The sequence below is a fragment of the Caballeronia sp. M1242 genome, from assembly GCF_017220215.1.
GTDB lineage: Bacteria > Pseudomonadota > Gammaproteobacteria > Burkholderiales > Burkholderiaceae > Caballeronia.
The window spans coordinates 323,138-337,432 of the sequence record NZ_CP071131.1; the positions used below are offsets into that span (position 1 = coordinate 323,138).

The 14,295-nt window shown below is 63.5% G+C and carries 9 protein-coding genes, 1 pseudogene and 1 riboswitch; of the genes and pseudogenes, 3 read left to right on the forward strand and 7 right to left on the reverse strand.

The features are described from left to right. Window positions 1-52: 52 nt before the first annotated feature. The 5 genes from JYK05_RS20950 to JYK05_RS20970 form a co-directional block, all read right to left on the reverse strand. Window positions 53-940, reverse strand: coding sequence for an amidohydrolase (locus tag JYK05_RS20950; protein ID WP_206470408.1), 888 nt, complete (start codon window positions 938-940; stop codon window positions 53-55). Window positions 941-990: 50 nt separating this feature from the next. Then, on the reverse strand, window positions 991-2,265 hold the full coding sequence (locus JYK05_RS20955) for an MFS transporter (protein ID WP_206470409.1): 1,275 nt from the start codon (window positions 2,263-2,265) through the stop codon (window positions 991-993). Window positions 2,266-2,321: 56 nt separating this feature from the next. Next, window positions 2,322-3,047: a GntR family transcriptional regulator gene (locus JYK05_RS20960; protein ID WP_206470510.1), complete on the reverse strand. Its 726-nt coding sequence runs from the start codon at window positions 3,045-3,047 to the stop codon at window positions 2,322-2,324. Between the two features lie 462 nt (window positions 3,048-3,509). Continuing rightward, window positions 3,510-4,166, reverse strand: coding sequence for an HAD family phosphatase (locus JYK05_RS20965; protein WP_175943400.1), 657 nt, complete (start codon window positions 4,164-4,166; stop codon window positions 3,510-3,512). Between the two features lie 310 nt (window positions 4,167-4,476). Further along, complete coding sequence (locus JYK05_RS20970) at window positions 4,477-5,274, reverse strand: spherulation-specific family 4 protein (RefSeq protein WP_371826472.1); 798 nt, start codon at window positions 5,272-5,274, stop codon at window positions 4,477-4,479. A 53-nt stretch (window positions 5,275-5,327) separates the two neighbouring features. Then, window positions 5,328-5,415, reverse strand: a riboswitch (cyclic di-GMP riboswitch). Window positions 5,416-5,688: 273 nt separating this feature from the next. Between JYK05_RS20970 and JYK05_RS20975 the strand changes: the two genes are divergently transcribed. Beyond that, on the forward strand, window positions 5,689-6,345 hold the full coding sequence (locus JYK05_RS20975; protein WP_206470411.1) for a hypothetical protein: 657 nt from the start codon (window positions 5,689-5,691) through the stop codon (window positions 6,343-6,345). Window positions 6,346-6,565: 220 nt separating this feature from the next. Next, on the forward strand, window positions 6,566-8,827 hold the full coding sequence (locus JYK05_RS20980; RefSeq protein WP_206470412.1) for a filamentous hemagglutinin N-terminal domain-containing protein: 2,262 nt from the start codon (window positions 6,566-6,568) through the stop codon (window positions 8,825-8,827). Window positions 8,828-9,001: 174 nt separating this feature from the next. Here the strand turns inward: JYK05_RS20980 and JYK05_RS26760 are convergent, their stop codons facing one another. Both JYK05_RS26760 and JYK05_RS26765 read right to left on the reverse strand, forming a co-directional pair. Next, window positions 9,002-9,784 carry a methyl-accepting chemotaxis protein gene (locus tag JYK05_RS26760; protein WP_371826473.1) on the reverse strand — a complete coding sequence of 261 codons (783 nt, stop codon included), beginning with the start codon at window positions 9,782-9,784 and terminating at the stop codon, window positions 9,002-9,004. Between the two features lie 42 nt (window positions 9,785-9,826). Beyond that, window positions 9,827-10,555: pseudogene (locus tag JYK05_RS26765) on the reverse strand (CHASE3 domain-containing protein); the annotation flags it as partial. Between the two features lie 577 nt (window positions 10,556-11,132). Here JYK05_RS26765 and JYK05_RS20990 point away from each other — a divergent pair. Further along, a complete protein-coding gene (locus JYK05_RS20990; RefSeq protein WP_206470414.1) occupies window positions 11,133-13,910 on the forward strand; it encodes a PAS domain-containing protein in 2,778 nt (925 codons plus the stop codon). Window positions 13,911-14,295: the final 385 nt, after the last annotated feature.

The window sequence follows — 14,295 nt, forward strand, 5'->3', positions numbered from 1 at the left end:
GAAGTGTGTTGCCAGAGGAGCGGCGCGGCTTTGTCGGGAACGTCAGGCGCGATTACTGATTCGCGGCCTCGTCGTCGAACATGTAGAGGCTCGCCGGCGTATGCGTCAGGACGACGTTGCGTTCCTCCGGGTCCGGGATCAGCGCGTGCAATAGGTCCAGCGACCTCGACATTTGCTCGGACTTCTCGAACTGCGTATGAGGCCAGTCGCTACCCCACACCAGGCGATGCAGGCCGAAGGCATCTCTCAAGAGATCGAATGCCTCGCGTGCCTCGCGCTCGACGACGTCATGGTCCGGCCAATTGCGGTATTCCCCGGATACCTTGACCCACACGCGCTCTGATCGCGCGAAATCGAGCAGACGGCGAAAGCCTGCATCGCTCGCGCCGAGAGCCGGATCGGGCCTGCCGAAATGATCGACGACGACGTTGACGCCCGCTTCGAGAAGCGGCGCGACGATGCCTTCGAGCCTTGCTGCTTCCGCGTGCACTTCGACATGCCACGCCAGTTCCCGCACATGAGCCAACGTGCGCCCGCTGACCCAGTGGTCCAGCGAATTGTCGGCGTGCCCGATCAAATTCAGCCGGATGCCCACGATGCCCGCTTCGGCCATATCGGTCAGCGTGGGCAAATCGCAATCGCGCGCGATCACGGCGACGCCACGCAGCCTGTCGCGCGCGCTATTCAATGCGTCGATAAGATAGCCGCAATCGGTGCCGAGAAAGCTGGGCTGCACGAGCACACCGCGCGCTATCCCATGCGCGTCGAGTTGAGCGAGGTAAGCATGCAACGGCGCGTCGTAATCGGGCGCATAGCGGCGATGCTCGGCGAGCGGAAGACCGCGCCTGAAGACATGAGCATGCGTGTCCACTGGTGCGATCCCGGATCGACGATGCGCATCCTTTCGACGGCTCACGTCTGTCTCCGACTCGGGGAGCATGGGTCTTTCCTCATCAATGGTTTCGACGCCGCGCGTAAATGGCCGGCCATTCAGTGCCTTGGAGCGTGAGCGAGCGGACGCGAGTCATCCGCGCTGGGCGCGACTTCGCCCAGCACGCGGCCGCGCGTCTCAGGCAGCATCAGCACAGACAGCACGACGATGGCGTAGGCGAGGCCCGCATCGATGCCGATCGCCGTGCCGAGCGACATATTCGCCGACATATGCCCGACGAGCACAGGGAATCCCGCGGACACGACGCGACCGAAGTTGTAGCAGAACCCGACGCCCGTGCCGCGCACGCCGCGCGGATACAGCTCGTTGAACAGCGCACCCATGCTCGCGGGAATGCCCGCCGCGAAGAAACCGAGCGGAAAGCCGAAGAACAACATCGCGGTATTGCCGAGCGGAAGGGACACATAGGCGACGACCGTTATCACGCAGCAGATCGCGAACGTGAGAATGGTTCTTCGACGACCGATGCGATCCAGCAATTGCGCGCTGACGAGGCATCCGCAAAAGAACGCGACGATCACCACGGCGAGATAGCCGCCAGTACCGAGCACGGACAGATGACGCTCGCTCTTCAGGAACGTCGGCAACCACGTCATCAGAGCGTAATAACCGCCGTGCGCGCCGACGCCTAGCAACGCGCCGATCAACGTCATGCGAAGCATGCCCGCTGAGAAGATGCCGGTGTCACGCGTCGCTTGCGACGATGATGACGATCGCGCCGGCGCTTGCGGCTCCTGCACGCCGCGCCGGACGTACAGAATTAAAAGCGCAGGAACGATGCCGATTGCGAACATCACGCGCCATGCCGTGGCCGCGGGCACGAGCGAGAACATCAGCGCATACAGCAGCACGGCTGCGCCCCAGCCGACGGACCATGCGCTCTGCACGCTGCCCATCGCCTTGCCGCGATGCTCGTTGCGGATCGTCTCGGCCATGAGCACGGCGCCTGCCGCCCACTCGCCACCGAAGCCGAAACCCTGCAACGTCTTCAGCACGAGAAACTGCGGATAGTTCTGCGCGAACGCGCACAGGAAGGTGAAAACGGAGAAGAACGCGACAGTCCATTGCAGTGTTCTGACGCGTCCGAACCGGTCGGACAGCATGCCCGCGATCCATCCGCCCAGCGCCGACGCAACGAGCGTGACGCCGCTCACCAGTCCCGCTTGCGTGCGGCTGATCGACCACTCGGCGATGATCGCGGGAATGACGAGGCTGAACATCTGCACGTCGAGCGAATCGAGCGCCCATCCGCCGAAGCACGCCCAGAACGTCCTGCGTTCATTGCCTGAAATTTCTTTGAACCAGTTGAACATGCCGTCTCCGTCGCCGGTTGTAATCAGAACAACGTGCTTGCGTTAGCGCGCGATCACTAGCGGATCTCGGCTTGATAGATGAACTCGCTGGCGGGACCACGCGAACGGCGCCATTCCAGCGGCTGCCGGTCGTAGCCGAATGCAAGACGTTCGATGACGACGGCCGGCGCGCCCGGTTCGATGTTCAGGAGTCTCGCGTGCCGTGAGCCGATGGCTTCGACCGTCAGCGTTTCCGTGGCCGACGCCACGATCTGGTTGCACTGCGTCTCGTACACCGGGTACAGAAGATCACCGATTTCCTGCAAGTCCATCTTCGCGAACGCGGCAAAGCGCGCGTAGGGCAACCATATTTCTTCGGCAAGCATCGGCACGCCGTCGATCAACCGCAGACGGGACATCTGAATCACGCGGGCCGTCCGTGATATTTGCAATGTCGCGGCGACGGCGGACGGCGCATCGACGACCTCCCGGCGCAAGATCCGGCTCTCCGGGATGCGGCGTTCGCCTTGTCGCGTCTGAAAGCGGAAGAAGCGAAACAGGGAACCGTCGAAGTTCGCGCGGCGCACGAACGTCCCTCTGCCCTGGAATCGTTCGAGAAGACCTTCAGCCACGAGCAGATCGACGGCCTTTCTGACCGTACCGACGGCAAGGCCATAGCTTTGCGAAAGCGCCTGCTCGGTGGGAATCGCTTCGCCCGGTCGCCACTGACGAGCCGCAATCAGGGCTACCATTTCGTCGCGCAAGCGCTGATAACGCGGCAACCGGTCATCGGCTTCCATGATCTTTCTCCGTCGAATTCATATATATGATTGCATGTTTCCGAGTTTCGACGGATGGGGGATAACCCTGCTTAAGATCGTGGGAGCAGCGTGCGAACGTTGTTGCCTGGCGCCGAAGGGACAGAATGGAGTGGCGAACGACTAACGTTGGTTCACACGATGAAGGATGATGGCCGCGCCGCATATCCGGCTGCGATCCGGACTGCCTTGATGATGCCGGGCGCGTGGACACTGAGCCTGGCGTTGAGGTCTTCGAGCGCCGAAGCCGTATCGGACGCAATGCAAGCGATTGCACTTCAACGAAGGCCTGACGTTTCGTCACGCAGACGCTTCGCTAAGCATGGCATGCTTGAACGCGCTCATGCCGCGCAGCCATGCCAGCGGCATCGACCATGTTGGCGGACATGGGCCGTCATGACGCAAGCTTCCTAGAGACCGCGCGGACTGCGGCCCGACGTCACCGCTCTATCGCAACGCCTCAGAGGGGAGCCCGAGCTTCGCCGCGAGTTCATCCGGCGAGCGCACGATGTCCGCTTCGGAGGGAAAGAGCGCAGCGGCTTCATCATCGGCGGGCCAGCCGATCACGCGCATGTGCGCGGCGATCGCACCGAGCGCGCCGGTCGGGCTGTCCTCGACCGCGACGACCTCTTCCGGCGCGAGCCGCAAAAGCCACGCTGCGCGTTCGTAGGGCTCCGGGCTCGGCTTGCCCTGACGCACGTCGTTGACGCTGACCGTGATGAGCGAAGGATCTTCGATCCCGAGCGCGCGCAGGTTCGCTTCGAGCAACATGCGCGATGCGTTCGATACGATCGCCTGCGTGATGCCGGCCGCCTTCGCCGCGCGATACACCTCGAGCGCGCCGGGACGCGGCGTGAGCTTCGGTGCGCCGTTCAGATACGCCCGCGCCCGAAACGCCGACCACTCGCCGAAATCGACCGTCAGCCCGAATCGTTCGCGAACGAGCGCATGCACTTCGCGCCCGGTCTTGCCGAAGACGAGCGGATGCATCTCATGGCCCGCCTGCACGCCGTGATGCGCGAGCGCCTCGACGAGCGTCGCCAGATGCAGCGACTCGCTCTCGATGAGCGTGCCGTCCATGTCCCACAGAATTGCCTTGATCAAAGCCTGATTGTCCTTGTCGTGCTTGCGCTGCGAACGCGTGTGCGTCGAGCGCGTGGAGATCGTCCTGGAACTGCTGCGCGTACGCGTACAGCCCCTCGAAAATGGGCGTCATGCGATCGTACCTGTCGCTTGCGCGCGGGTCGGGTTGCACTTCGCTCTCGGACTTGACGAAGGCGCTGACCGCATCCGCGAGACGCGCGACATGTCCGTGCGCGGTAGCCGCGAGGACAGCGCAGCCTATCACGCCGCACTCCACTTCGGCAGGAACGAGGATTCGCGTGCGAGTATTCCGCCCGTCCCCGCGCCTCTCTCACTGCGCCACGGCGTTGGACACTTCATCGTTCCAGTATGCAGGAAGGCCCTTATAAGGGTTCGGCAAGGTCAGCGACGTCACATATACGCCGCCTGCGCCATGCGTCCTCGCATACGCCAATACGCCCGGCATTTGCGCCGCGCTTGCGTTGTAGACGATGTGCACGAAGCGGCTTTTCGGATACGCTGCTTGCCAGGCCATCGGCTGGAATTTCGCGTAATTCTTTGCGTTGCCTTCGAAGACCACGAACTGGTCCGCCGTCGGCAAGCTCGCGTAGATCTCGGGAATAGTGGTGCCCGGATTACCCGTGACCGAATAAGTAGACTTTAGTCCCTTGATGTAGTTATAGATAGACTGATAGAACTGAACATTCGAGGTCTGACTATCTGAAGTCATCTCGTCGATGAAGAACCCATCGACGTTATAGAGGCTCACGTACATATTGATATCGGCCACGACCGCGGACAAAGACCGCTTCGCGTAAGACGTCGATACGTAGCCTATGACCTTCCCGCCCGCCGCGTGGAGTTTGGCGACGGCGGCGGCGTAATTGGCATCCGCGCTCGTGCCCGGTCCGCTATTCGGATTCAGAATCGCAGTGGTCGTTACTTTGCTCGCAGACGCAGCGAGACTGTTCCAGTCCGCTGATGTTTTGCTCGGGTAGAAATAGGATGGCACGACGAGGCTCAGGGACGTGCTCGACCCGCCCGTACTGCCTGCCGCGAGCGCCGTGCCGCTCACCATGACCGCTGCGAGAGCAGCCCCCCACTTCAAGAACGCCCGATTGATTTGCATTTCGCCTCCTGACACGGGCATTGCTGCCGCCGTCGATTGGCCCGCCTTTCGTGGCGGGCAACTGGCAAACTCACTCGTGGTCACGCGTGAGTCCCTTTAGCTTTGCGTCGCCGGATCACTCCGGGTTTGCCTCGTCGCATTATCGGCCCACGACGTAGAATCTTTAGCCCTTTTCGTGCATTTTTTTGAACCGATGTGGTCTGGCGCTGAATGCACGCATTCGCGCTGATGAATGCCTGCGTACGGCGTCGCACGCATGGTGCACTGACGAATCGAACACCGCGCGCACGCTGCTTGCGAAAACAAATTTGCGGTCTAAGATACGCACAGTAGTACATACTATTTTTGCGGAGTGAGGCATCTATGCGAAGCTTGCCGACATTCCAGAAGCGCATCGTCAGAGCAGCGGCTGTCGTGTCAAGCGTAATCAGCGTTGCTGTGATCGGACTGGCGGCGCCGGCTTACCTGTTCGCGCAAACGGGCGGCGCGTGCATCCCGGTGAATGAACGGACTACCGAGTACGGTTGCTTTGTCCATGCCGAAGAGCATCTGCAAAAGCTACCGGACGGTCCGATCTTCTGGCATATCGATCGGTTCACGGACCGTTCATCGGCTCAAGCGGCGAAGACTACGAATGGAACGGTCGTCGAAGTTCTCGGGACCATCTGGCTTTTCACGATCGCTGACGAGTCCTGGCGATCATCAACGGGCGAACACATTGCCGATGTCGGCCCGCTGAAACGTCCCCAAGCCCGTTCCTTGATGGCCACCTACATGGAAGGAAATTTCAAGCCCGGCATGCAGTCCACGATCCATCGCCATCCGGGCACCGAAGCGTGGTTTGTTCTGAGCGGCGCTCAGTGCCTCGAAACGCCGCATGGCGCACAGCTCGGCCGGCCGGGCGCGCCGCCGGTCATCGTTGCGCCCGGAGAGCCCATGCTCCTCACCGGCATCGGCAAAGAGCAAGGGCACTGGCTGGTGCTCATTCTCATGGACGCGACCATGCCGCGTGGATTGTCAGCCGACGACTGGACGCCGAAGCATACGTGCGAACGTTTGCGCATCGACTGACAATCGCGAGCAAAGACGCGCGTCAGCTCGCCGCAGATCAAACGTCGGACGTTACAACATCAGAAGCGCACGTCCGTGCATAGAACGGGCTTACGCGCGCATTGCATTCTCCTTATCGCGGCCTATGCTTAACCATGATGCATTAGATTCGTTGTGCTACGCAACGGGAGGTCTTATGCGCGCTGCGTTCGGCTGTCGTCATCGTCTGTCCAGGACTGCGATGCTGGTTCTCCTGACATGCGCGTCGTCGCCCGTCGCCTTCGCGGCCGGCCCGTTGCCGCAGAACGGCCGCTTTGTCGCGGGATCAGGCGGCATCGCGTCGTGTCCTGATCAGATCACCATTACCCAAAACTCCGCTCGGGGCGTCATCGACTGGAACAGCTTTTCCATCGGCGCAGGCAATAGCGTGAGGGTCGTCAATGGCTCCGGCGCTACGTTGTCGCGGGTGACCGGCTCCAACATCTCGACCATCGACGGGAACCTGAGCGCGACCGGCAGCTTTTACCTCATCAATTCGCATGGTGTGCTGATCGGACGGCAAGGCGTCGTCACGACCGGCGGCCGCTTCGTCGCCTCTACGCTCGATACGTCGAACGCCGGCTTCATGGCGGGGGGTCCGCTGACTCTGTCGGGCACGAGCAACGCATCCGTGGTCAATCTCGGCCGAATCAGTTCGAGCGGTGGCGATGTGTTCCTCATTTCGATTTCTCGCACAGAAAACGAAGGACGTATCGCTGCGCCCAACGGAACCGCCGAACTCGTCACCGGCAAGCAAGTCTTGTTGAAGGACTCGGCATCTGGCACCCAAGTCTTTGTGCAGCCGGGTAGCGTGGGCGATGTCGTCAACGGAGGCAGCATTCGCGCCGCGCAGGTCCATCTAGAAGCGGCCGATGGCAACGTCTACGCCCTCGCCGGACGTCACGCCGCCTTGCGCGCGACAGGCACCGCCACGCGCGATGGCCACGTGTGGCTCGTCGCTCGTCAGGGCGATGTGCAGCAGCATGAAAGCATCGACGCGCGCAATAGCGACGGCACGGGCGGCACAGTCGACACCATCGGCAAGACGATGGAGTTCGAGCACAGCACGGTGACGGCGTCGAAGTGGAACATCGGCGTAAGCGAACTGAACGCGGGACCGCACAACGCGGCGGCGCTGTCCCGCAGCCTGTCGAGCGGCACGTCCGTGACGATCAACGCGGACAGCGACATCAATATGTTTTCGACCCTGCGCTGGACGGGCGCCGCATCCCTCGCGCTGAACGCCGGACACTCGATTCTGGTCGGACCCGTCGCCACGCTATCGAACACGGGCGCGGGCAACCTGACGCTGCGCGCCGATTCGAAAGGTGTCGACAACCACGGCAGTATCACGAACACGGGCACTATCGACTGGTCGCGAAGCACCGGCTTCGTCGCTGCGCTCTACGATTCGAACGGTCAGTACACGCCGGGCACCGTGCGCGCGAACGCCGCGTGGACCGCCGTGCCGTTTAGCGGACTCAAGACGCAAGTGACCGCTTATCGGCTCGTCAACTCGATCAGTGAACTGGAGAACATATCGCAGAACCTCGCCGGTAATTACGCACTAGGAAAGGACTTGTCCTCGACGGGCTTTTTCACGCCGATCGGTCTTGGCAACACCAACGGCTTCACCGGCCAGTTCGACGGCTTCGGGCATACCATCGACGGCTACTCCTTCTACACCACCGAGGCCTCGGAGTCCCCGCCTCTGGGCACTTTCTCCACGATCGGCGCATCCGGCGTGGTACGCAACGTGAACTTGACGAACGCTTACGCTTCGCCGGGGGGAACGCTCGCGGGGCTGCTCGCGGGGACGTCGGCCGGCTTGATCGCCAACGTCAGCGTGAAAGGCCGAATGCTGACCGAGGATATCGGCGCGGGCGCCATCGGCGGCGTAGTGGGCGACAACACGGGCACCGTGTCGCGTGCGACGAGCAGCGTGTCGATGTACGCGCAAGGCGGGATGGGCGGCATCGCGCTGTCGAACTCGGGCCTGATCGTGCAGTCGTCGTCGAATGGTGAGTACACCGGCGGGTCGCATTCTCACGTGGGTGGCATCGCGGCCGAGAACGGGGCCGACGGAATCATTCGGCAGTCCTACGCAACCGGCGTCGGAAGCGGCGTGACGGACGGCGGCTTGACCGAGTACAACGGCGGCAGGATCGAGGAGTCGTTTGCCGCGATGAGCATTCCCCCCGTTCTGCCGCCGGGCGGTACGGGTGGCATCACGTCGACCAACGCAGGCAACGTCGCGAAGGACGTCTACTGGGACCGCGAAGTGTCGGGCCAGAGCCTCGGTGCCGCTTACGGGACGCCGATCCCGGCAGCCAACGGCCTCACGACCGCGCAGATGAGCACGGCATCCAGCTTCGGGCCGACGTGGAACTTCGCGCCGGGCGGGACATGGACGTTCATTCCGGGCGTATCGCACCCGGTACTGCAATGGCAAGTGGGTAGATAAGGCGAGCTCGATCGGCCTATTCGTCGTCCTCGCGTGACATGCTCCAGTCTGATGTGGCGCAAGAGTCGCCGCAAACACGGCGGCGCGTTCGACGCTCGACGAAAAAGGGCGACTGACACAGGCGCATGTTGCGCGCCCCGTCTCAGTCGCCCTAAGTCAACGGTTGTTTCGCGCTCAGTGCGTCTTGAACGCCGACACGGCCAATCCCAGCCGACGCGCCTGATCGTCGAGCGACGTGGCCGCCGCGGCCGCTTGCTCGACGAGCGCAGCGTTCTGCTGCGTCACGTCGTCCATCTGCGCGACCGCCCGGTTGATCTCCTCGATGCCCCGGCTTTGCTCGTGCGTCGCGGCGGAGATTTCGCTCATGATGTCGTTGACACGCTGAATCGACGTAACGATTTCCTTCATGGTGTCTCCCGCCTGATCGACGAGCTGCGTGCCCGCCGTCACTTTGTCGACCGACGTCTCGATGAGCGCCTTGATCTCCTTCGCAGCCGATGCACTGCGCTGAGCCAGCGTACGCACTTCCGTCGCGACGACCGCAAAGCCCCTGCCTTGCTCGCCGGCGCGCGCGGCCTCGACCGCTGCGTTGAGCGCGAGAATGTTCGTCTGGAACGAGATACCTTCGATGACCGCGATGATCTCGGCCACGCGCGTCGAACTCTCCGAGATCTCGGACATCGTCGACACGACCTGCCCCACGACTTCGCCGCCCGTTTGCGCGGTCGCTGCCGCGTTCTCTGCGAGTTGCGCGCCCTGGCTCGCGTTCTGCGCGCTTTGCTGAACCGTGCTCGTCAGTTCCGCGAGGCTCGAGGCCGTCTGCTCGAGCGATGCAGCCTGCTCTTCCGTGCGTTGCGACAAGTCGGTGTTGCCGGCCGACACTTCGCTCGATGCCGTGCCGATCGAATCGGAGCTCGTGCGAATCTGGGTCATCAGGTTCACGAGGTTGGCTTGCATGGCAGCCAGCGCGGCCAGAAGCAGGCCGGGTTCGTCCTGACTGTCGGCTTCGATGCGCGCGGTCAGGTTGCCCTTCGCGATGCCGTCGGCGGCCTCCACTGCGCGACGCAGCGGAACGCAGATGGCGCGGGTCAGCCACAGGCCGAGCATCGAGGCGAGCGCCACGGCGATCAACGTGCCGACCGCGAGAACGGCAACCGTCACCGAACGAAGGTGCTGCACTTCATCGCTGCGCTGAGTCAAGAGCGCGGCCTCTGCGTCGCGAAACTCGCGCAGCGTCCCCCGCATTCCGTCCATCTCCGCCTTGCCGGACTGCGACTTGAAGTTGCGGGCGAACTCGTCGAGCGAACCGTTGCCGGCAGCGACCGCGCGGCGCGTTGCCATCATCGGCTCAACAACGGTCGCGTACCAGGCGCGTTGCTGCTCGCCCAGTACCTTCAGGCGCGCCTGCTGCTGCGCGTTGTCGCTTGTCAGCGAGCGCAGTTCCTCGAAGCGCTCCGCGAAGCGTTGCTTGCCCGAGTTGAGCGGCGCGAGGACCTCGTCGTCGCCGCTGACCGCGAATGCGCGCAGACCGGTTTCCATATTGACGAGGGAGAGCGTCGCGTCGTCCGCCGCTGCGAGGACCTTATACGAGTGGTCGTTCCACGCGACGGCTTCGGATAAGCGCGACAGGTTGCTGTAGCTCACGCTTGCGAGAAGCACGAGGATCGCCAGCACGGCGCCGAAAGCGATTGCCAGCTTCTTTGATACCGGAAAATTTCGAATGCTCATAGATAAGTCGGTCGTCGGCGTGGCACACCATGCCTCGGACACGGTCGTACGTCCATCGGAGCGCGCATACGCTTACGCACTTGCTGTCGCATTTCGTGGCGAGGCCGGTTGGTCTCGATCGGACATGCAGCCCCGTTATCGGCGTGGTTTCGCCGATTCTTTAATTCATTCGACAAGCCGACAAGGCGGCCCTCGACCGTCATTGCAGAAGTCAGAAATTGTTACTTGCAACCTCGGCAGCTTCGCGCGGACTCGACGCTCGAGCCCGCGTGCTTCATGAGCCGATGCGATCCATCGCGCCGCCGCCGATGCCCGAACCGTCGACGCGAAATCAGATGTCGACACGCGCAAACATTGGACCGTCGCTGCCCGTCCTCGACGAACACCGTAACCAGCGGCCGGCTCGCTGAACAACGGTGCGTCATCGCAATGCGCTCCTTTCGTCTAAAATAAACCGTTCCCGGCTGCATCGTGAGTGCGATGCGAGAACCCGCTGACGATCGTTCCAACCAGCCCGGACCGGACCATCGTCGCACTCTTGAGTTCCAGTAACCGCATGCACGCTAACGAAGACGCATTGACGCTTGCACTGCTGGACGCGAACCCCGCGTCGTGCGCAATCCTCGGGGCAGACCTCCGCGTCGTCCAGGCCAATACGCGGTTCAAGCAGCTGTTCGGATGGTCGCCGACAGATCTCGACGCCGAGCCGTTTCTGTCCGTCATTCGCGTCAGGCTGCCCTTCCCCTCTGTCGATGTGTCGTGCGCCCGGCTCACGGCAGCGGCAACGCAAGCGCTCGACGAGCGCCGCGTCGCCAGCACCACCGAAGCCTTGACCGACGAGTCGACAGCCGTCGGCATCCGGACGTGGCGCTTCGAGTTCCGCCCGTTCGCCACAGCCGATGCCGCACCGTCCGCGCCGGCCCTTCTCCTTATCGCGCAGCCGCACGCAGGACTCGCGCTCACAGAGGCCGAGCGCGCGTTGCCCGACTCGGGCGAGCGCGGCGCCGGCTCCGACGAAAACGCACCTTCAGCGGACGCGAACGGAACGGCGGACGACTATCGGCTGCTCGCCGAATTCATGCCGATCATCGTCTGGACCGCGCGGCCCGACGGCGCGCTGGATTACCTGTCGAGCGTCGCGTTCCAGCACACCGACGCGGATCAGCACTTGCTCGGGCGCGCCTGGGAAGCTCTCCTGCATCCGAACGACCGCGAGAACACGCTGGCGCGCTGGGCGGCAGCAGTCGCGAGCGGCGCGGATTACCAGATCGACCATCGCTTCCGGCAGATGGACGGCACGTATCGCTGGATGCGCTCGCTCGCGAGTCCCATGCGCCACGGCGACGGCGCTATCGTGCGCTGGGTCGGCGCGACCATCGACGTCGGGAATCCCGGCAACATCGAACTCGATCGCATGCGCCTCGAGTCGCGGTATCGCGCGCTCGTGGCAGTGGCGAGCGCGGTGGCGTATGTCTGCGATGCGAAAGGCCGGTTCATCGCGCCGCAGCCGTCCTGGGAGCGCTACACGGGACAGCCGTGGGAAGAACACCGCGGTTATGGCTGGGCCGAGATGATTCATCCGGACGACCGCGCGACGGCTCAGGCGGCGCTCGACCAGTCGCTTCAGACCGACATGCCGTATCGCGCGGACGTGCGCGTGTGGCACGCCGCGTCGTCCACGTACCGGCGCTGCCAGGTGCGCGCGGCCGGCAGCCACGACGATCAGGGCGCGATATTCGAGTGGGTCGGCATGATCACCGACGTGGAGGAAACGCTGCGCACGGCGCAAAGCCTGCGCGACGAACGCCACCGTCTGCATTTGTCGATCGAAGCGGCCGACATCGGCACGTTCCATTGCCCGCTGCCGCTCGACCGCATCGTCTGGAACACCAAGTGCAAGGAGCACTTCTGGCTGCCGGCGAACGCGGGCGTGAGCATGGACCTGTTCTACGCGAGACTGCACCCCGATGACCGCGACAAGACGCGCGTGGCTGTCGAGCAGTCGATTACGCACGGCGTTCCGTACGACGTGGAATTCCGCACGGTGTCGCCCGCCGGCGAGATCCGCTGGATTCGCGCGAAAGGCCGCACGCACGTGGACGAGCAAGGCCAGCCGCTGCGTTTCGACGGCATCACCATCGACATCTCGCGCCACAAGACGCTGGAGTTCGAACGCGACCGGCTCTTGACCAACGAGCGCCTCTTGCGCCTCGAAGCGCAACACACGAACCAGCTGAAGGACACGTTTCTCGCGACCGTGTCGCACGAATTGCGCACGCCGCTCAACGCAATGCAATCGTGGCTCTTTCTTCTCAAGCAGGAGAACGCGAATCCCGGCCTGATGGCGCGCGGCATCGAAGCCATCGCGCGCAACGTTCAGTTGCAATCGCGGCTCGTCGACGATCTGCTGGACCTGAGCCGCATCGCGGCGGGCAAGATGCTCATCAGCGCGGAGCCGTTCGATCTCGTGCCGCTCCTCAAGTCGGAGGTCAGCGACATCGAGCTCGCTGCTGGCGCGAAGCGCGTCACGGTGACGGCCGATCTGCCCGATACGCTCATCATCGAAGGCGATCAGATGCGGCTGCGCCAGGTCTTCTCGAACCTGCTTAGCAACGCGCTCAAGTACAACGGACAGAACGGGCGCATCTGCGTGCACGCGACGAGCAAAAGCAATCGCGTGGAAGTGCAGGTTGCGGACAACGGCGCGGGCATTCCGGCTTCGTTCATCGACCGCGTGTTCGAGCCGTTCGCGCAAGCGTCGCAGGCGACCACGCGCACCTTCGGCGGACTCGGCATCGGGCTCGCGATTGCGCGCAGCATCGTGACGCTGCACGGCGGCTCGATCACGGCACATAGCGACGGCGAAGGACGTGGCAGCACGTTCACGGTTCAGCTTCCGCTGGCGTCGGCGGAGCGCTCGTTGCAAGCCGCCTCGGGCGCGGCGCACGTCGCGCCGTCTTCCGACGAGGCGCTCGCGGACCTGTCGATCCTACTCGTCGAAGACGAAGCCGACGCGCGCGAGGCGATGCGCGCCGTGCTGGAATCAGCGGGCGCCGTCGTGCGCGATGCCGAGTCGGCAGCCGAGGCCCGCCAGTGCATCGCGGCGCAAGCGTTCGATATCGTGCTGTCGGACATCGGCATGCCTCGGGAAGACGGCTACGTGCTGATGCGGTCGTTGCGCGAGGCGGGCTGCACGTTCCCGGCCATCGCCGTGACGGCGTTCGGCAGGCCTGAAGACAAGGCTCGCGCAATGCAGGCGGGGTTCGACCTGCATTTGGCCAAGCCCGTCGATCCGGAAACGCTATTCAACGCGATCAGGCAGCTGATGGCGACGCATCGCCGGGCAAGCCTTTGAGCGTGTAAACCTAACGCGGCGCCACGTTCGCTGGCGCCGTGTCGGGCGATGGAATGCGAATCCGGCAGCCTCGATCAGAACGCGCAGCCACCGGGAACGAGCGAGCTTCGAAAGTTGCGGAATCGATTGAAGCGCCGTGCCCCAGGCGCTGGGCCAATGGTCGTTTGCGGGCGATCCGGCCGTCTCGGCGGCGAACGCCAGCGATGCGGCGGTGAACGGCAAAGCAAGCGCGGCCGCGCTGAATCCGCGTACCGCGCGCGGAAGTCACTCGCGACCACGCAAGCTCAAGATTGTTCGAGCGGCTCCGTAAACACAACTATCAGAAGACATCGGCGCGTCGCCCACTCAGCGCGACGCGTTCACCTCAGCCAGGAAGCTCCCGCAA

Coding starts and splice junctions, on each gene's coding strand:
- JYK05_RS20950 (WP_206470408.1), bottom strand. CDS start 940: ATGCTCCCCGAGTCGGAGACAGACGTGAGCCGTCGAAAGGATGCGCAT.
- JYK05_RS20955 (WP_206470409.1), bottom strand. CDS start 2,265: ATGTTCAACTGGTTCAAAGAAATTTCAGGCAATGAACGCAGGACGTTC.
- JYK05_RS20970 (WP_371826472.1), bottom strand. CDS start 5,274: ATGCAAATCAATCGGGCGTTCTTGAAGTGGGGGGCTGCTCTCGCAGCG.
- JYK05_RS20980 (WP_206470412.1), top strand. CDS start 6,566: ATGCTGGTTCTCCTGACATGCGCGTCGTCGCCCGTCGCCTTCGCGGCC.
- JYK05_RS26760 (WP_371826473.1), bottom strand. CDS start 9,784: ATGCAAGCCAACCTCGTGAACCTGATGACCCAGATTCGCACGAGCTCC.